Origin of the sequence: Carnobacterium mobile DSM 4848, assembly GCF_000744825.1 — a bacterium.
GTDB classification, from domain to species: domain Bacteria; phylum Bacillota; class Bacilli; order Lactobacillales; family Carnobacteriaceae; genus Carnobacterium_A; species Carnobacterium_A mobile.
The window spans coordinates 2,103,385-2,121,764 of sequence record NZ_JQMR01000001.1 but is presented as its reverse complement, the minus strand read 5'-3'; the positions used below and the strand labels follow the sequence as shown (position 1 = coordinate 2,121,764).

Below are 18,380 nucleotides of genomic sequence, written 5' to 3'. Positions count from 1 at the left end.
TCACCTCACGCAGCCGGCAACGACTGAATAAATTCATTGATATACTTGACCATCAGCGGCAGCATATGGCTGATGTTTTTAGTTAACGTCGGCAGCAGCACCAAAGTGAACAAAAATGCAGCTAAAACTTTTAACGGCATGCCTAAAATCAACACATTGATTTGTGGAACTGTACGGGAGATCAAGCCCAATACGACCTCAGTCAGTAAAGCTACGATCATCAACGGTGCAGCCAAATTCAAAGCCGTTTCGAAAACGATCGCGAATAACTTGACCATGCCTTCAACGCCGAATCCGCCTAAATTCATGCTTTCAATCGGCACATATTCAAAGGTCTTTATCACTGTTTTGATCACGACATGGTGCAAGTCGGTCAAGAAAAAAATGCAAATGGATAACCAGTAATAAATTTTCCCATAATAGGAAACGCTGACTCCCATTGTAGGGTCATACACCGCACCCATAGAAAACCCAACTTGAAAATCGACAAAATTTCCGGCCATTTCAATCGCTGAAAAAATTAATTTAGTAATAAAGCCGATGGCCAAGCCTAAAAACACTTCTTTTATTCCCAACAATACGAATAAAAGCATCGGAATTTCTGCAGACAAAACCGGAACGACCGGAATGGCAGCAAAAGCAATTCCAGCTGCTAAGCCGACTTTTATAAGATTCGGTAAGCCTTTTATTGAAAAACCTGGACTGATCGTCATAAAGGTTGTGATGCGAATAAACACCAACAGAGCGGTTTGGATTTGCAGGCCCACTACTCCATCGCTCAAAGTGCTGCAATCATTTCAAATATTTTTTGAGTAAAACCAATCAAAGCATTCAACATAAAGTTCCCAAAAACGATCAATGAAACGATTACGGCTAATATTTTCGGCACAAAACTCAGCGTTTGTTCTTGCAGCTGGGTAGTAGCCTGTAAAATACTGATCAAAAGCCCGACAACTAATGCAATGACCAATGTTGGGCCCGCAACCATGATCATCGTCATAAAGGCTTCTCTGATAACATCTAAAACTTTTACTATTGTCATTTTACACCTCTACTGAAATCCTGTGACAAGCGACTCGACGACTAAATACCAGCCATCGACCAATACAAACAACAATAGTTTGAAAGGCAATGAAATCATGACTGGCGACAGCATAAACATCCCCATAGACATGAGAATACTAGCGACCACAATATCGATCACTAAAAAAGGAATGAAAATCAAAAAACCGATACTAAAAGCTGTGCGCAATTCACTGATCGTATAAGCTGGTATCACGATCGTTAGCGGAAGATCGGTTAAGTCTTTAGGCTTTTTTGTTTTTGATACATCTAGAAAAAGTTGGATATCTTCATCACGTGTCTGTTTGTACATAAATTCTTTGATCGGATCCTCGGCTTTTTCAAAAGCTTCTGGTCCAGACAGTTCTTCATTTAAGTAAGGCGTCAATGCATCGTCCATCACCTGAGTGTATACCGGCTGCATAATAAACAACGTTAAAAACAACGCGATTCCTGTCAATACCAGATTCGGAGGGTTTTGTTGGGTTCCTAGCGAGTTTCTGACAAAGGACAATACCACAATGATCCGTGTAAAGCTGGTAGTCAAAATCAAAAATGTGGGGGCCAAACTTAACAATCCCATCAGCACGTATAACTTTATAACATCTGATGTTTCGCCTGATTGGTTTTTAAGTACGTTTGTTAGTCCATCAACTGTTCCAACAGCAGAAACTTCTTGCGGAAAACTGAAACTCACTAAAAAGAGGGCACAGCAGACGAACCATATGATTTTTTTCTTCAACTTTATTTCCTCTTTTCGTACAGACTTTGGTAACGGGACTGAAGTTGCTTAAGGAATGGCTCTGATTTTGCTTCTGAAAAAAGCGGTGTATTTCGTTCACCTTCTGCTTCAGTTTGCGTCTTAATGACTGCTTCTTTTTCAGATTCAGTTAATTCTCTGAGAATTTCATTGCGTGTATCCGTAAAACTCATCACATAATAAGTACCGGCTATTTCCACAATACAGATAGAAGAGCTTTTATTGATAGCCGTTCTTTCGATGATTCGAATCACTTTTCCTTTTTTTGTCATAAATGTATTCAGATATTTTAAACTGTAATTGGCTGCAAAAATAATCACACCCAACGCTAGAATACTTTTTATCACATAACCTAGCCCGATACCTAATCCCATGTTCAACTTCCTTTCACTTTCCTTACTGCATCACAATATTGGTAATAAAAACATCACTGATCAACGGCTCATCCAATGTTTTGTTGATTTGGCTGATTAGTTCTTTTTTTAGTACCAGAGAATCCTCTTCTTTTTGAAAAACAGAATCGGCAGATTTTGTACGCAGCACATTGATCACAGCATCTCTGATTTGCGGAATGTTTTTATTGATTTCTTCTTCTGCGTCTTTTTCTGTACTGTAAACCGATAATTCAATTTTTAAGTAGTTTCCCCGGCCTGATTTTTCAGGAGCTAAGTTGATCAAAAACTCTTCTAATGGAACAGTTGTTTCTACTACTTCTTTTTTAGACAAGCCTTCGATAATCTCAGCGGCTTTGCCTGATGTAACACCAAAGCTGACTACTGCTCCGATCACAATAGCACCTAAAATAGCGACGATTATCAGCAGCCGTTTAGTTCCTTGTTTTTCTTTTTTATCTTCTGTTTTCATGTGTTAACTTGTCTCCTTATCCTCATAAACGATCACAATATTGACTCTTCTGTTCTTAGCTTTGTTTTCTATCGTATCGTTTGGCGCACTTGGATTGTATTCACCATACCCTTTAGCAGATAAACGATTAGGATCGATGTCTTTTTCTTCACTTAAGTAACGTAAGACAGATACCGCTCTGCCAGCAGATAATTCCCAGTTGCTGTCAAATTTTTGGTTTTTGATAGGCAGATTATCGGTATAGCCTTCTACGACTATCTTGTTTTCAAATGTAGCAATCAAATCGGCTAATTGATTCAATGTCCGTTTCCCTTGAGGGGAGACTTCCGCGTCGCCAGAAGCAAAAAGAATCGATTCTTGGATATCGACATACACACCATCTTGATCCTTTTCTACTGAAACTTTAGATTGCATAGCATGTTCCTCAACATAGTCAGTCACTTTTTTATATAAAGCTGAAATTTCAGGATTTATCTTGTCTGTTGTCGTTTCTGCTGCTTCGGTTTCCGGTACTGTAGGTGCCGCTTCTTCAAGGATCGTACTGCCACCTTTTCCGGACAGAGCCATTTGAATCGACTGAGATGCTTCATTGAACTTTACTTGACTGACATTTGACATCGAATAAAGAAGAATAAAAAAAGTCAGTAACAAAGACATTAAGTCTGAAAAGGTTGTGATCCAGCCTCCTGAACTTTCATTGCTTTCGTTGCCTTTCCTGCTTTTATTGCCTCTTCTAGCCATTTTGCTGCCCCTCACGTTGCAGTTGTGCAGCCTCTTTGATCATCTCTTCTTGATCGCCGTCGCGTAAATAGCTGTATAGCTTTTGTTCGATCACACGCGGATTTTGACCAGCTTGGATAGATAAAATGCCTTCAATCACCATTTCACACATCTGCATTTCTTTTTCTGTTTGGAGTTTTAAGTTTGTCGCTATTGGAAGGAAAAGCATGTTCGCTAAAAAGCTACCATATAACGTCGTGATTAAAGCTGTAGCCATTCCTGTTCCAATAGTACTAGGATCGTTCAATTCTCCAAGCATGATGATCAAGCCAATCAAGGTCCCGATCATTCCGTAAGCTGGAGCCATTTCTCCCCATTTTAAAAAAATCTCTTGACCCACTCGGTGTCTTTTTTCAATGTTTTCTGTTTTTATTTCTAATATTTCTTCAATCAATTCTGGATCTAATCCGTCTACTACCATTTGTAGCCCTGTTACCATTAATTCATTGTCTTGTTGCTGTAAGTCTTCTTCGATAGCTAAAACCCCCTGGCTTCTCGCTTTTCTCGATAATTCTGAAAAAGCAGCAATCAATTCCTCGTAATGATCTGTAGGGTCATGCAATAAGTTTTTTATAATAGCTGGTATTTTCATGATCGATTTTAATGGGAAACTGATCAGCAACGCACAAAAAGAACCGCCTAGTGTAATCATCAGCGAAGGAAAATCAATAAAACTGGCTATGTTTCCTGATGAAGTGATAGACCAGATGATTAGACCAAACCCTACGATAAAACCGATGATCGGTACAATGTTTTTTTTCATTTCTCTCCCTCTGAAAAACCGTTGTATATTTTTCTTTTGTATTCAATTACTTTATCAATTATTTCTTTTTCTGTTTCAATCACACGTAGTTTCTTTCCATCAGTTAAAGTAATAATCGTATCGAAAGAACGGTCTATTCTATAGATTAAATCACAATTTAAATAAAACTCTTTTCCTGAAACATCTGACAATGCAATCATAAAAAACCTCATTTCTTTTTATAAAAGAGCGGACAAGCCATGTCTGGACTGTTAAACGTCTTATGTCCAAGTTGGCATTGTGAGTCATGTACACGCCGCATGAAAGACACCAGATAACTGATTAAACGTGTTATCTGATGTTTTCAACTTCTTATTTTATTGTCTCGTTTTAGTAACTATCTCTTAAGGTTGATCAGTTCTTCAAGCATCGTATCTGAAGTAGTGATACTTCTAGAGTTAGCTTGATACGCTCTGCTGGTAACGATCATATCCGTGAACTCATTGGCCAAGTCAACATTGGACATTTCCAAGAATCCTGAACGAACGGAACCATAACCTGCATCTGATGGATTACCCAACATAGGCTCTCCTGAATTGGCTGACTTGGAATACAAGTTTCCGCCTTGTTTTTCTAAACCATCTGGGTTAGAAAAACTCGTTAATGCTACGCGGCCCAGTACATACGTTTTTTCATCACTATACATTCCAACAATAAAACCATCTTTATCGATCGTATAATCTTGTAATTCGATAACTTTTTTATCTTCACCTTCACCAACCGTTAGTTTTTCACTGATTTGCAACGGCTTTGGATTTTTTCCTAAACTATCGATTTTAAAGGTTTCATCATTTACAGCAGGTGCACCTTCTGTATAGCCCATAATGCTTAATCCGCCGCTTGTTACTAAGTTGCCGCTATTGTCTTTATAAAACCCTCCATCACGCGTATAAAAGGTTTGGTCGCCTTGTTTGACTGTAAAAAACGAATTGTCGCCATTCTCGATTCCAAAGTCTAATGGACGTCCTGTTGATTGCAAAGAACCGCCGGACATCACTGTGTCAATTGATCCTACTTGTACTCCAAGCCCTACTTGTTGGGCATTGGTTCCGCCTTGTGCTCTCACATTTGTTTGGCTGATCATGTCTTCAAAACGCACTCTGCCCGTTTTAAAAGAGGTCGTATTGACATTGGCGATATTATTCGAAATAACGTCCATTTTTGTTTGAATATTTTTCATACCGGTAACACCTGAATATAGTGATTTTAACATATTGCTTCCTCCATTCGATTAGCCCATTTCAGTTCGTTTATGGGTGGCGGCTTTTATTACATTCAGCCGATTCTATTGTTTTATTTTGATTGCACTGTCTATATTTGTGACAATTTTTATTTCATTTGTATCTCATACTGTGTTGGTTGTAAGATTAGTGGTACCGGCGATCAGTGTTACGCTTGATTACTCACTTCTAAAATATCATTTAGATAGAAGTCTTTTCCATTTACCCGAATAGTTGCGTAGCCTTTATCAAAACGGACTTTTTCAACAGGTCCAGTAACAAAGCTGCTTTCATCGGTTACTTTAACTTCTTTTCCTAATAATCCAAGTGCTTGCTGCTGTTGGTTTATTAACAACTCCGTATTCATTTTTTCAGAAATATTCGTTAATTGATCCATCATATTAAATTGTGCCATTTGTGCTAGATAATCTGTTTCTCCGCCGCCGCTTCCGCCACTGCCTTCTCCTGGCATAGAGGGCATTTTAACAGTAGCTGCCATGATCTGCAGAAAGTCGTCTGTCGAAAGTTCATTGGTTTTCTTTTGTGTATCTTTTATGCTGTTTACCGATCCAATATTAAAATTTGCAGGAATGTCCATACTTTTTTCCTCTCACACTAAAATACTCAGTCTTCCCGGTTGCGTTACAGTATTTTCTGCTGCTTTAAGCAAAGCAGTTTCTCCAACTGTGACGGTTCCCGCTTGACGTGGCTGTTGTTTTTTCTGTTCCTGAGCTTGCCGTTCTGCAAAGTTAAAGCCCATTTCTCCATTGGTATTCAGTTGAATCATTACTTCGCCCAACTGGATTTGCTGCCGGTTTAAATTATCGGTCAATTGTTGTATGCTGCCGTTCAACAATTCTTGCGTCTTAAGGCTGTCGACTACTATCTTGGTCGATAAAACATGGTCTGTTAATTCCAGTTTGATTCGGATCGTGCCCATTCGCTCTGGTGAAATACTGACTTCAGCAGAAGACTGACTGCCGCTTTTAAACGTTTCTGTTATTTCAGCAATCACTTCTTTGACCATTTGGACCGTTTGTTGGCGCCCAGCACTCGTTGATTCTGAAACGCCTTGCTGCATTCCGTTCAGTACTCCGTTGAAAAGCGGCGAATCTTGAATTTTAGATTCACTCATGTTGGCTGCCTGTGGCTCCTCACCAGCTAAATCCGTTGATGGCGGCGCCAGTGTCTGCGAAATATCTTTACTAAATTGCGAGTCATCTATGAAAGGTCCCGCTTTGCTTGGTTGCACAGTTTCTAACTCTAGTTCTGTTGCTAAATCTTGAAGGTGGTTCTTTTGAGTTTCAGAACCTGCCATTTGTTCAGGCAATCCTTTTTCTGTTTTCCAATTTGCCGACATGAACCGTCCAGTCGGCAAGAATGTTTCAGCTGTTTGTGATTCTGTATTGGTAACACTTACAGCAGCTTTTGCTGTAATGAGAGCTTCAGTCTCTTTACTCATCTTCTTACCTTTTTCTTCATTCCCATTAACGATCTGATCATGAACTGGAGTACTCATCAAACTTTCCGCAAGCAGCGCTGCTTGTTTCGCTGATGGCTGCTTTAACTCTGCAACAGATTTTTCACTATCTCTAGAAAGGATTGATTGTCCAGCAACTATCGAGCTGCTCTTTGTATCTTCGGTTAACTGAGCAAAAGCTGCTTCTTTTTTGAACGAATGTCCCCTATCAGCTGCATCACTTGAAGTTAAAATCGCTGTATCTAGTTGTTGGCTGCTGTTCTCGTCTGCATTTTCAACTTTCGTCAGTTGGATTGCAGATTTTTCAGATGTCTGTTCTTGAACAGCTGTTAAAAAACCTGTAAAAAACAAAGCAGCTGCTGGGTCCTCAGTTGTTTTTTGAGTTTCTTCTGTTTCATCTTTCGAATCTTCTACTTTTTCAGAATCAGATGAGTTATGTACGTTTTTATTCGTTTTTTCTTTTTCTGAAGTAGCAGCAGTTAAGCTTTTTCGAAATTCTTTTGGTGAAGCAGCCGGATTTTGAAACGGCAACCCGCTTCCGCCTGTTCCAGTTTCTAAAGAAACGACAGATAGTTGTTCCATTCTCATCACCTCCTTTTTAACCTGTCTCATTTTACCTTCTAGATTTTTGTTATTAATAAGAAGATCGTCCAAAACTAAGTGCAGCCATTTCATCCAACTGTTTTTGTTCTTCGTTTTTTTCTTGTTCCATCACTAAGGTATATTCTTTTTCTTTGAGTTTTTCCATTACCTTTTTATCTTTATGAGCACTCATTAGTTCTACCCGCGCATTTTCAAGAGCTTTTTCCGCCTGGTCCAACACATTTTTCTGTTGTACGATTCGTTCATCTAATAAAACTTTGTATAGATTTTGACGGCGTAAAATATCGATACGTGTAGTCGATAAGCTTTCGTTTTTGATTTTGATGTTTTCTTGGATCAACTCTTGCAACAATGCTTCTTGTCTTAGCTTGTCTCTTTGCGCGTCAGCAAGGTTCTTTTTCTTTTCTTCTTCTGTGTCCGAACGCCAATCTAAAATCTTTTCCATTGAAAATCTGTAATTCCCCAACTTTTCCACCTCGGTTTATTGCTTTAGCTCATCGGCTGAGTGCCGAGCGGCTGTACTTTGAATAAATCATCTAATGCTCCCACTACTTCTTCAAAATCAACTCGTTCATCTACTTTTTGTTTAAGGAAGTTTTTGATCGGCAGATTTAATTGAACGGCTCTGTCTACTGCAGGGTTGCTGCCTTTTCGGTAAGCTCCTACGTCGATCAAATCTTTTGATTCCGCGTAAACAGACATATTCTCTTTGACTTTCCCAGCAGTCAAATAATGCTTATCCGTCGTAATGTCTTTCATCAAACGGCTGATGCTGTTTTGAATATCGATAGCGGGATAATGATTTTCTGCTGCTATCTTCCGTGATAATATAATATGACCGTCTAAAATTCCTCGAACGGAATCGGCAATGGGTTCATTCATATCGTCTCCTTCGACCAACACCGTATAAAAAGCGGTGATCGAACCTTTATCCGACATTCCGCTTCGCTCCAACAGCTTAGGAAGTGTAGTAAAAACAGAAGGTGTATATCCTTTAGTCGTTGGCGGTTCGCCGGTTGCCAATCCGATTTCCCGTTGAGCCATCGCCACACGAGTGACAGAATCCATCATCAATACGACTTTTTTGCCTTGGTCACGGAAATATTCCGCGATTGTAGTAGCTACAGAAGCCCCTTTTAACCTGACGAGCGGTGGCATATCAGAAGTGGCACATACCACTACGGACTTTTTATAGCCTTCTTCGCCTAAGTCTTTTTCAATAAACTCTAAAACTTCGCGGCCCCGCTCACCAATCAATCCGATCACAATGATGTCTGCTTCAATATAACGGGCCATCATTCCCAGCAATGTACTTTTTCCGACTCCGCTTCCGGCGAATATCCCGATCCGCTGACCTTCTCCTACTGTCAAGGTTCCATCAATAGCACGGATACCGGTCGGAATGACTTCTTGGATTTTCTTTCGTTTAAACGGATTGGGCGAACTTCGGTTGACATCATAGAACTCGCCGTCTACTACTAGGTCTTCATCTATCGGCCGGCCTAACCCGTCCAAAGTGTTGCCTAGTAAGTTCTCGCTGATTTCAACTTTTAATGTTTTCCCGGTCGGCTTCACTAGGCATCCTGGTCCGATTCCTTCTAATTCATCTAGCGGCATCAACAAAACTGTTTCATCTACAAACCCCACGACTTCACTCAATGCGGTTCGACCCGATGATTTGATTTGAATTTCGCAAACTTCGCCAACAAAAGCATCTAACCCTTCTACTTTAATGATCAAGCCGGTCACTTGACTGACTTTCCCCATTTTCAAGTAGTAGCTTTTTCGGTTCAGTTCATTGTGGTACGTTTCAAAGGGAATAGTAAACACGTTCGCTTCACTCCATATTCTGCATGTCTTCCAACATGGCGTCCAATTGTTTTCGCACTTGTAGGTCAATGATGGCATGCGAGCTTTCAATCACACAGCCATTTTTGTCTAAAGTACTGTCTGTCAATACTGCAAAACGAAGATCAGGATGCTCTTTCTCCAATTCTTTCACGCTATCTTTGACTAGCTGACTTTGTTCCGGACGAACCATCAAGGTGATCAATTGGCTTTCTCGTTTCAAGCGATGGATGACCGGTTTAACCATCCTCATCACTTGTTCGGAAGAAGCGTCAATGGTTGCATGCACGATCGTTTCAGCCATGTGAGCAGCCAGCTTCAGCAGCTCCAACTTTTGTTCTTCATAATACGTTTCAACAAACTCTTGTGCCCCTGACATCATCGTTTGAACGGCTGCTTTCATTTGTTCACTTTCTTTAGCAGCTTTTTCTATGCCGGAAGTATAGCCCGTTGCATACCCTTCTCGGTACCCTTGCTCATTTCCTGCTGCAAAACCTTGTTTTAAAGCCTTCTCTTTGATTTCTTCAGCTTCTTTTTCAGCTGCTTCAAGCAAAGCCGTTTTTTTATCCTGTGCTGCTGCTAAACAAGCTCTCGCTTCTTTCTCTGCTTCAGTTTCTTCTATAATAGATGTGTCAACAGCAGCATCCTTTTGTTTTTTTTCTGCCGGCTCTTTCACCACGTTTAGTTGAGTCGCAATAAAAGAGCGCTGTTCATGGGTAAAAGACTGCCCTTGCTTGATGATTTTATGAGATGATGGCATCTTGTTCCCCTCTTCTTAAATAAACTTCGCCTTTTTCATCCAATTGTCGGATGATCGATACGATCCGTTGTTGCGCTTCTTCAACAGCTGATAAACGAGAAGGTCCCATAAACTGCAAGTCTTCTTTGAGTGTTTCAACAGCACGTGATGAAAGATTCGCATAAATAAACTCTTTGATTTCTTCTGATACGCCTTTGAGTGCCAATGCCAAATCATCTTGTTTAACTTCTCTAAGCACTTTTTGAACATCGCCTTTTTCAAGAGTGGTGATGTCTTCAAATGTGAATAGACTGGCTTTAACTTCTTCAGCCAACTCAGGTTGTTTGTCTTCCAACACACTGATGATATTTTTCTCCGTACTTCTGCCGACAGAATTCAAGATTTCTACCAATGTTTTCACACCTCCGACTGCTTCCAAGTCGTTTTCAATATAATTCGAGAATTTGTTTTCAATTACTTTTTCGATTTTTTCAATGATCGCCGGCGAAGTGCTGGTGATCGTTCCGATACGTTCTGCGATCTCAGATTGCAGCTCTAATGGAAACTGCGACAACACTAGTGCTGCTTTGTCCGGCTGCATGTAACATAAAATCAAGGCCACAGTTTGAGGCTGCTCGCTTAATAATAGATTAGTCAGTTGTTGCGGATCGGCTTTTCGCGCAATATTGAACGGCCGTTCCCGCAGCTGAATCTGATTGAGCATATCAATGACTTCTTTAGCTCGTTGCGGACCGATCGCCATATTTAACAAGTTTTTGGCGTAGTCGATTCCGCCGTCGATCACGTATTCTCTTGCTTGCGACATCTCAATAAACTCGCTGATGATCGCGTCACGTTCTTCCGGCCTCACATAATCGATATTCGCGATTTCATAACTCACTTTCTGAATGTAACTATCAGGCAGTGTCTTCATGATTTTTGCGGATGTTTCAGAACCTAAAGAAATCAACAAAATCGCAGCTTTTTTTATCCCGTCTACTTCTGCCATGTTCTCACCTACTCGTCTTTCATCCATATTTTGATCAAATCAGCTGATGCTTCAGGATTATCTTTCGCATACGCTCTTACTTTTTCTTCTTTTTCAGACATTGAGCGATTCAGTTCTTTTTTCAAATCAGCTGTTTCTTTTTCTTCTCTTTCTTTGGCAGTCGGTTCAGCCGGTCGTACAACACTGACTGGTGCTGCTGGTTCTTCCATTTCATAGAAATCCAGTTCATCTTCTTCCGCTGTTTTTTTACGGAAAACACGCAGTAAAATGATCAGTACGATCAATACGGCCAATCCGCCTGCTAAGTAAGGCCAGTCTTTCAACAATCGTTCTTTGATCGTCGCTCCTATTTCTGCTGGCGGTGCTGTTTGTATTTCGGTTTCGTCTCCTGCTTTTGCAAATTCCATTCCTTGAACCGTGATCAAGTCGCCGCGTTCTGTATCGATTCCAATTGTTTTTTCAACAATGTCATTGACTTGTTCTTCTTCTGCACTCGTCAATTTCCCATCTACAATAACAGAAGTCGTCAAGCGGTTGATGGTTCCTGGCGCTTTAACTGTGTTCGTCGTTTCTGTGTCTAATTCATAATTCGTTGTCCGATCATAAGAAGAACTGGTCCCGCCTTCGCCTTCCACGATTTCATTGATGGCATTATCTGTATCTGTTCCTTCTGCTACATCGATCTTGCCGCCGCCTGCTGAAACGGTCTCGCTTCTTTTGACAGGATCTTTAGAATACTTCACACTTTCATTTTCTACAGCATCAAAATTCAAATCCGCATTGACCGAAACCGTTAATTTATCATTTCCGAAAATAGGACCCAAAGTTGTGCGTAATTTTTGTTCCAGTTCTTCTTGATAACGCGTTTTGAATGCTTGGTATTTGCTGACCATATCGGTTGCATTCAAGCTGCCGTCTTCTTGTAAAGCTGCACTTAACAAGTTACCTTTCGTATCGACGATTTTGATGTTTTCTTTCGGTAAGTTGTCGACTGCTCCTGCTATCAGCGATGCAATCCCTTGAATAGCTGAATCATCAGGCGTCCGTCCATTATGCGGAGACAACACCACTGAAGCCGAAGCTTTTGCTTGATCTTCTTGACTAGTGAATACACTGTCTTCCGGCATCGACAGTAGCACTTTGGCAGACTCGATTGAATCCAATGACGAAATTGCCCGTTCCAATTCACCAGTGACGGCTCTTTGGTACATGATTTTGCGGTCTTCATCTGTTGCCATCATGCTTGTGGCATCGAATATTTCAAACCCCATCGAGTTTTGCGGCAGCATGTCGTTGACTGCCAAGTCAATACGATAAGCATCGACTTGACTCTGCTCGATCAAAATAGTGGACCCGTTGTCTTCTAATTTATAATCAATTTTTTTAGCTTTCAAATCATTTACGATCGTGCCGGCATCCGCCTCTTCCAAGTTGCTGAATAACGGCGCATAATCTACTTTTTGTGTATAATAAGCCAGTCCAATAACAATAGCGACAATACTAAAAAGAATGGCACCCATTCCCAGCCGCTTTGCCTTACTCAGACCGTTCCAACCTCCCTTGACACCCAGCCAAGTATTTTTTATCGTTTCCATTAATGCAGTAGCTCCCTTAAACACTCATTAAAATTGCATATTTTTTACTTCGTTATACGCTTCTAAGCACTTATTTCTTACTTGTAAAGCTAAGTCAAGTGATAATTGTGCTTCTGACGTTTTGATCATCACATTATGTAAACTATCGGCATCTCCTGTTATCAGACCTTGTACCGCTTGGTCTGAAGCTAGTTGCTTTTCATTTAGCGTTCCCATAGCTTTTTCTACCATACCGGCAAAAGAACCGGTTGAATCCTTTGCGGAAGTTTTTTCAGCAACCCCGCTCATTCTTTCTAAAGGATTTACTTGTCCTGCTCCATTTAATAAACTAGTATATAAAGCTTCTACGTTCATGCTCATTCTCCTTTATCTTCCATTGTGCTTGTTTAACCGATAGAAATCTCTAAAGCTTTTTTCAACATCTCTTTGCTGGCATTCAAAGCCGTCACATTCGCATCATAAGTTCGTTGAGCCGTGATCATATCGATCATCTCATCTGTCATATTGACATTTGGCATCTGAACAAAACCTTCTTCATTCGCATCTGGATGTGTCGGATTGTACTCCATGACCAAATCATCTTTGTTTTCTCTGATTTCTGTCGCTTTCACGCCAAAACTTTTTGTGTTCAACTGTCCATCCAAAGAAGAACCGGCCTTTTTCAGACTCTCTTCAAAAATCACTTCTTTTTTTACATACGGGCCGCCTTCAGCCGTTCGAGTCGTATTCACATTGGCGATATTCGTCGAAACGGTATCTAACTTGAGCCGTTCAAGACTTAACCCGCTTGCATTGATGTGCATAGAATCAAATAATGCCATTTTTATGCCTCCTATTGTCTTTTCGACTATTACTTGGTAATCACACTGCGCAGCATGGCGTAGCGAGCATTTAATTGAGAGACTAACGCATTGTATTCAAGAGTATTCTCTGCTTGATCTGTCATCTCCATATCGATATCCACATTGTTTCCATTGTCTTTGACCGCTGTGTTTGTTCGCTTGGTCACAATAGGAGCCGCTTCATCTGCAGAAGAAATGCCTAAATGCCGATCATTCGTTTTTGTCAATCCTAACCCATTAGAAGCTTTGTTCAATAAACTTTCAAACTCCACTTTATTTACTTTGTATTCAGGTGTATTCACATTCGCAATGTTGCTGGAAATCGTTTCTTGTCTCAGCGAAGTTGCGTCCATTGCTTGTTTCATCAAATTATATGTAAAGTTGCTCATTCTGATTCCTCCAACTTAAAAGTACCATTAAAAAAAGAACGTTTTATTTTTAACAGTCGCCAACTAAAAAACACAAACGTTATTATTTCAACTTTAAATAAAGTGCGTTTTTTTCTATAAGAATTATCTAATCGTTCGCCAAAAAAAAGTATAACTGAATTAATTTAATACAGCAATAGCTTTCTTAACTATACTTTTCGCAAGAATCACTACAATGTTTTAATCTTTTTACAAAATAAAATAACGCCCGCCTAATTCTTAATTGTTTTCCAATTAAAATCGTTTTTTACCGCGGTTTGCAAAAAAAGCCCTTACTTTGTATAAGTAAGGGCTTTTCTGTATATTACCGTTTTAATCGTTTTTTTAGCTCATTTTGTAATTGTGTCAAAAAATCAACAGTTATAATTTCTGTCTGTTTAAATCTCAATCCAAGCATCGCGCAGCTCTTCCAACATCACTCGGCTTCTTTTGATATCCTCTGATTGCTTGGAACTATTCGCTTTGATCAACTCAGTTAAAAGATAGTCATACAACTGACTTAGGTTTTGCGCAACTTCTCCGCCGTTTTCAAAATCCAACGTATTCATCAATTCACTGATGATGTTTTGCGCTTTAATCAAAGCCGTGCCGGTCGCTTCAATTTTCTTTTCTTCTGCTGAAAGTTCAGCCAGTTTCAAATTTTTAATGGCTCCTTCATACAGTAAAACTACTAATTTTTTAGGAGTGGCATTTAAGATTTGATTTTGTTTATAAATGTTTGATCCGTTTCTGTAATTCATTTGTTGGTCTCTCCTTTTTTTCATTGTGCCCGTTCATTACTTATGTAGCGGTCATCTACAGCAACTTCTTGCGGCTCTTTTGTTTAAGATGACCGTTTATTGTCTTACAGCCCTTTGTCGATAAATATCGAATCGGGTTTCACTGAAATGTAATTGTCTCGAACTTTATTTTTTTGATTGACTTGTTTCATACGAGACATCACTGTCATTCGTTCACTGCGTATAATATTCAAGATACTTTGTTGGTATCGTAAAATATCTGCCTGTTTCTCTTTTTCACTTTCAGTATAAGGCAAATATTCTCTGTGTACGACATGGTTGTTTGACGCTTGCCATTGGTCTAAGTGATTTTGATTGTTTTCAATAATTTCTAAAGCATGTTTAGTCGTTCCATCCCAGGAGGTTACTAATTGCCACACTTCTTCCAATAAGTCAGACCGCAACTGACTCCATTCACTGCTTGTTGTCATTTTCTAACCTCCTTTTAGGAACTATTTAGTACTTGGCGGATTAAATTGGCTGTTTAAATAAGCCATTTGTGATTCTGCTTGCATCATCACGGTATCCAAACGCGTGAACATCGCAATATAATTAGAGCGCTTTTTCTCTAACCGTTCATTAAAACTTGTAATACTCTTACTAATATCCTTGATTTCGTTATCAAACGTTTTAGACTTGTTCATAATAATACCCGTTTTGTCAGAAATGTAACTATCAATCAAAGACCGCATCTTTTGAGCCATGCCGTTTTCTTCATTGGTTTTAACTGCCGGTTCGCCTTCAATCCCTTGTTCTGTTTTACTAGGTGTAAAGAAAAGATTTTTTACAGCATCTGGATCAGTTGCTAATGCTTCTTTTAATTTTTTCGTATCTAACGCAGCTTTTCCTTCACGGTCAACTGTAATACCTAAGTCTTTCATATTTTTAATAGACGTAATACCATTGTTCACATTAGCCGTCATGAGAGAACGTAGTCCTTTTTCCAGACGCATCAATGAGTTATCGCCAACTAAAGCACCTGTTTTATTCTTTTCTGCAGAAGGATCCCCAACACTTAGCTGTTCTCCTACAAAAGCTAAGGTAGAGTTGTATTGATCGATAACTTCTTGGATAGATTTTTCAGTTTTCGCTGTATCTTCTTTCACTGTTACCGTCATTGGTTTACCCGTTTCGCTAAGCTCTTTAAGAGTTAGCGTAACTCCGTCAATCGCATCTTCAACCGCATTCGTGTCGCTTATAATCGTTATTCCATCAACTTCTATTTCGGAAGACTGACCATTTATGATTGGATTTGTGTCTAGTCCTAACTTATTGACAATTGAATTTGTTCCTTCAAGAGTGAATGTGCGATCTCCCATTTTTGTATCTGTCAAAATGATTTGTTTATCAACAATTTTCGCTTGAACACCAGATACTTTCGTTTGTTTGTTTATTTTTCCAACAATGTCTTTTAAGCTATCTTCTGGCTTGATGTCAATAGAAACAATATTTTCTTCAGGTTTCTCTGAAGAGTAATCTTGATTCGTAATTGAAAACTTACCATCCAAGCTTAGTGCATCTTTAATTGATTTACCTTCTGCAGCCGAAATCTCACCAGAAGTCATCGTTGAAGATGAAGCCAACCGGATTACTTTTACAGAATAGTCCCCTAATTGAGCATTTTCTTTTGCGGTAATTCCCAATTTAGTTTCATCTGAGCTTTTAACTGTTCTGGCTTGAAAGGTCTCATCTTTTTCTAGCCTTTCCAGTTTTTCATATAAACTGTTCAAACGCGTATTAACATCTTTCCATGCATTTTTTTCAGTTGTTAAACTAGCTTGCTTATTGGTGAATTTGACCAACTTGCCTGACTCGGCTTCAATCAATGAGTTCACCGTATTCATATCAATTCCTGAATACGAACCCATAAAACTTAAATCATTTGCCATTTCTTCATTCCTTTCTGTCTACTGCTATTCCCATTAAATCCCATATGCCAGCAACCACATCCAACATTCTTTCTGGCGGAATTTCTTTGATCACATCATGGGTCTGCATGTCGATCATCCGTACAAAGGTTCTTCCTGTTCCTTCATGCACTTTAAATGAAAATTGAGCATTGTATCCTAACACATACTCATTTATTTCATCAACTTTTTTTTGCAGCTCTTCTTTAGAAAAAACAATTTCTTTTGGTTTTTCTTCTTTAGTCTGAATCTTGTTATCTTTAAAATCAGTCTGTGGACTTTCTTCAATTCCGATAGGGCGTATTTGAAGTGCATTATTGATAGCTTGAACGATATCCATATCAATCTTCTCCATTCATCTAACAAACAAATTTCATTATAAACTAAAAGCCGGCAAAGCGCCGGCTTTTAGTAAAAATTGTTTGATTATTGTAATAATGAAAGAACACTTTGTGGCATTTGGTTTGCTTGAGCCAACATTGAAGTAGATGCTTGAGAAAGGATATTTGATTTTGTGAAGCTCATCATTTCTTCAGCCATATCTACGTCAGTAATACGTGAGTTAGCTTCTGATAAGTTTTCTTTTGTTGTAGCTAAGTTAGAAACTGTGTGGTCTAAACGGTTCTGAACTGCACCCAAGTTAGCACGTTGATCAGAAACTTGTTCAATAGCATCATCAAGTTTTCCTAGGATATCATCCGTAGTCTGTTTTAGATCAGTAACGTTAATTTTATCAATTTTCAATCCAGCAGCAGTCATATTATTAATTGTTACATCAATTCTTTCTGCTTTATTCGCACCTATTTGGAAAGAAAATGTAGTTGGTTCGGCTGCACCTGCTTCTTTTAAATCTTCGATAGAAACTTTATGAGTAGCCTTATCATTATATTCCTTTATTACTTCATTAAGTTTTGTTTCTGACAAACTCTGTAACGCTTCTCCTGTTTCATCGGCTGGAACTGTGACACCTGCTATATCTTTAAGAGCTGTTGTCATGAATGCCTTATCAGCAACTGCTGCTGAACCTTTTTCAATAGCTGCATTTACCGTAGCTGTTGTAATTTTACGATCACTTAATGCTGTGCCTTTATTCATAAGTGGTTGGTTATTAAATTTCGTAGTATCTGCAATTCTTTTAACTTCTTCTTGTAAAGACGTAATCTCTTTTTGAATAGCACCTTTATCTTCTTTCGTATTTGTTCCATTAGCTGCCTGAACAGTTAAATCACGCATACGGTTTAAAATGCTATGCGTTTCTTTTAGTCCCCCTTCAGCTGTTTGAATCAATGAAATTCCATCTTGTGCATTACGTGAAGCTTGAGTCATTCCACTAACTTGGTTTTTCATTTTTTCTGAAATCGCTAAACCTGCTGCATCGTCTCCTGCTTTGTTGATACGTAGACCTGATGACAACTTAGCTAATGAGTTGCTCTTTGAAGCGTTAGCTGCTGTAAGATTAGAATAAGTATTCATTGCTGCTGTATTTGTATTGATTCTCATGATTGTGTTCCTCCTAGAGTCTATTTGTGAAGGTGTTGCCTTCTACCTTTTATATCGGCACGATTAATCTTGTATTAAGTAGTTTACATCAATTATTTTAAAAAAATAATTGATATCAGTAGACTTGCTTTCCTTCTACCCTCTATATCGGACAGTTAAATT

General features: G+C 39.2%; 24 protein-coding genes. All 24 read right to left on the bottom strand.

Going from position 1 to position 18,380, the window contains the following annotated elements; translation table 11 throughout:
• Positions 1–5 precede the first annotated feature (5 nt).
• The 24 genes from fliR to BR87_RS10015 all read right to left on the bottom strand — a co-directional run bounded on the left by fliR (position 6) and on the right by BR87_RS10015 (position 18,218).
• Positions 6–782, bottom strand: coding sequence for a flagellar biosynthetic protein FliR (gene fliR / locus BR87_RS10130; protein WP_244877055.1), 777 nt, complete (start codon positions 780–782; stop codon positions 6–8).
• Entirely contained in the window at positions 779–1,042 is a 264-nt protein-coding gene (gene fliQ, locus BR87_RS10125) for a flagellar biosynthesis protein FliQ (RefSeq protein WP_035031704.1), read from the bottom strand. The genes fliR and fliQ overlap by 4 nt, the downstream gene beginning before the upstream one ends.
• A gap of 9 nt (positions 1,043–1,051) precedes the next feature.
• Positions 1,052–1,810, bottom strand: coding sequence for a flagellar type III secretion system pore protein FliP (gene fliP / locus BR87_RS10120; RefSeq protein ID WP_035031702.1), 759 nt, complete (start codon positions 1,808–1,810; stop codon positions 1,052–1,054).
• On the bottom strand, positions 1,807–2,196 hold the full coding sequence (locus BR87_RS10115; protein ID WP_051929822.1) for a flagellar biosynthetic protein FliO: 390 nt from the start codon (positions 2,194–2,196) through the stop codon (positions 1,807–1,809). Before BR87_RS10115 ends, fliP begins: the two co-directional genes overlap by 4 nt.
• 22 nt (positions 2,197–2,218) lie before the next feature.
• Positions 2,219–2,686 carry a flagellar basal body-associated FliL family protein gene (locus BR87_RS10110; protein WP_035031699.1) on the bottom strand — a complete coding sequence of 156 codons (468 nt, stop codon included), beginning with the start codon at positions 2,684–2,686 and terminating at the stop codon, positions 2,219–2,221.
• A gap of 3 nt (positions 2,687–2,689) precedes the next feature.
• Positions 2,690–3,427, bottom strand: a complete 738-nt coding sequence (locus tag BR87_RS10105; RefSeq protein ID WP_035031696.1) for an OmpA family protein — start codon at positions 3,425–3,427, stop codon at positions 2,690–2,692.
• The gene (locus BR87_RS10100; RefSeq protein ID WP_035031693.1) at positions 3,420–4,229 is read right to left on the bottom strand and encodes a motility protein A; all 810 of its coding nucleotides are present in this window, start codon (positions 4,227–4,229) and stop codon (positions 3,420–3,422) included. Before BR87_RS10100 ends, BR87_RS10105 begins: the two co-directional genes overlap by 8 nt.
• Positions 4,226–4,429, bottom strand: coding sequence for a flagellar FlbD family protein (locus BR87_RS10095; protein WP_035031691.1), 204 nt, complete (start codon positions 4,427–4,429; stop codon positions 4,226–4,228). The genes BR87_RS10100 and BR87_RS10095 overlap by 4 nt, the downstream gene beginning before the upstream one ends.
• Positions 4,430–4,605: 176 nt before the next feature.
• Positions 4,606–5,481 (bottom strand): flagellar hook-basal body complex protein, encoded by an 876-nt coding sequence (locus BR87_RS10090; RefSeq protein ID WP_035031688.1) that lies wholly within the window; start codon positions 5,479–5,481, stop codon positions 4,606–4,608.
• A 176-nt stretch (positions 5,482–5,657) separates the two neighbouring features.
• The gene (locus BR87_RS10085; protein WP_051929820.1) at positions 5,658–6,086 is read right to left on the bottom strand and encodes a flagellar hook assembly protein; all 429 of its coding nucleotides are present in this window, start codon (positions 6,084–6,086) and stop codon (positions 5,658–5,660) included.
• Between the two features lie 12 nt (positions 6,087–6,098).
• Positions 6,099–7,550, bottom strand: coding sequence for a flagellar hook-length control protein FliK (locus BR87_RS10080; RefSeq protein ID WP_035031686.1), 1,452 nt, complete (start codon positions 7,548–7,550; stop codon positions 6,099–6,101).
• A gap of 52 nt (positions 7,551–7,602) precedes the next feature.
• Positions 7,603–8,046 (bottom strand): flagellar export protein FliJ, encoded by a 444-nt coding sequence (fliJ, locus tag BR87_RS10075; protein WP_244877054.1) that lies wholly within the window; start codon positions 8,044–8,046, stop codon positions 7,603–7,605.
• 14 nt (positions 8,047–8,060) lie between these two features.
• Complete coding sequence (gene fliI / locus BR87_RS10070; RefSeq protein ID WP_035031680.1) at positions 8,061–9,401, bottom strand: flagellar protein export ATPase FliI; 1,341 nt, start codon at positions 9,399–9,401, stop codon at positions 8,061–8,063.
• Positions 9,402–9,408: 7 nt separating this feature from the next.
• Entirely contained in the window at positions 9,409–10,179 is a 771-nt protein-coding gene (locus BR87_RS10065; RefSeq protein ID WP_035031678.1) for a FliH/SctL family protein, read from the bottom strand.
• Positions 10,163–11,167: a flagellar motor switch protein FliG gene (gene fliG / locus BR87_RS10060; RefSeq protein ID WP_035031676.1), complete on the bottom strand. Its 1,005-nt coding sequence runs from the start codon at positions 11,165–11,167 to the stop codon at positions 10,163–10,165. The genes BR87_RS10065 and fliG overlap by 17 nt, the downstream gene beginning before the upstream one ends.
• Positions 11,168–11,175: 8 nt before the next feature.
• Entirely contained in the window at positions 11,176–12,762 is a 1,587-nt protein-coding gene (gene fliF / locus BR87_RS10055; protein WP_035031674.1) for a flagellar basal-body MS-ring/collar protein FliF, read from the bottom strand.
• A 27-nt stretch (positions 12,763–12,789) separates the two neighbouring features.
• Positions 12,790–13,050 carry a flagellar hook-basal body complex protein FliE gene (fliE, locus tag BR87_RS10050; protein ID WP_483294796.1) on the bottom strand — a complete coding sequence of 87 codons (261 nt, stop codon included), beginning with the start codon at positions 13,048–13,050 and terminating at the stop codon, positions 12,790–12,792.
• A 98-nt stretch (positions 13,051–13,148) separates the two neighbouring features.
• Positions 13,149–13,583: a flagellar basal body rod protein FlgC gene (gene flgC / locus BR87_RS10045; RefSeq protein ID WP_035031671.1), complete on the bottom strand. Its 435-nt coding sequence runs from the start codon at positions 13,581–13,583 to the stop codon at positions 13,149–13,151.
• A 29-nt stretch (positions 13,584–13,612) separates the two neighbouring features.
• On the bottom strand, positions 13,613–13,993 hold the full coding sequence (flgB, locus tag BR87_RS10040) for a flagellar basal body rod protein FlgB (protein WP_035031669.1): 381 nt from the start codon (positions 13,991–13,993) through the stop codon (positions 13,613–13,615).
• 416 nt (positions 13,994–14,409) lie between these two features.
• A complete protein-coding gene (fliS, locus tag BR87_RS10035; protein ID WP_035031666.1) occupies positions 14,410–14,772 on the bottom strand; it encodes a flagellar export chaperone FliS in 363 nt (120 codons plus the stop codon).
• A gap of 104 nt (positions 14,773–14,876) precedes the next feature.
• Entirely contained in the window at positions 14,877–15,242 is a 366-nt protein-coding gene (locus tag BR87_RS10030; protein WP_035031663.1) for a hypothetical protein, read from the bottom strand.
• Positions 15,243–15,263: 21 nt separating this feature from the next.
• On the bottom strand, positions 15,264–16,700 hold the full coding sequence (fliD, locus tag BR87_RS10025; RefSeq protein WP_035031659.1) for a flagellar filament capping protein FliD: 1,437 nt from the start codon (positions 16,698–16,700) through the stop codon (positions 15,264–15,266).
• 4 nt (positions 16,701–16,704) lie between these two features.
• The gene (locus BR87_RS10020; protein WP_244877053.1) at positions 16,705–17,058 is read right to left on the bottom strand and encodes a flagellar protein FlaG; all 354 of its coding nucleotides are present in this window, start codon (positions 17,056–17,058) and stop codon (positions 16,705–16,707) included.
• Positions 17,059–17,144: 86 nt separating this feature from the next.
• Positions 17,145–18,218: a flagellin N-terminal helical domain-containing protein gene (locus tag BR87_RS10015; RefSeq protein ID WP_035031653.1), complete on the bottom strand. Its 1,074-nt coding sequence runs from the start codon at positions 18,216–18,218 to the stop codon at positions 17,145–17,147.
• Positions 18,219–18,380: the final 162 nt, after the last annotated feature.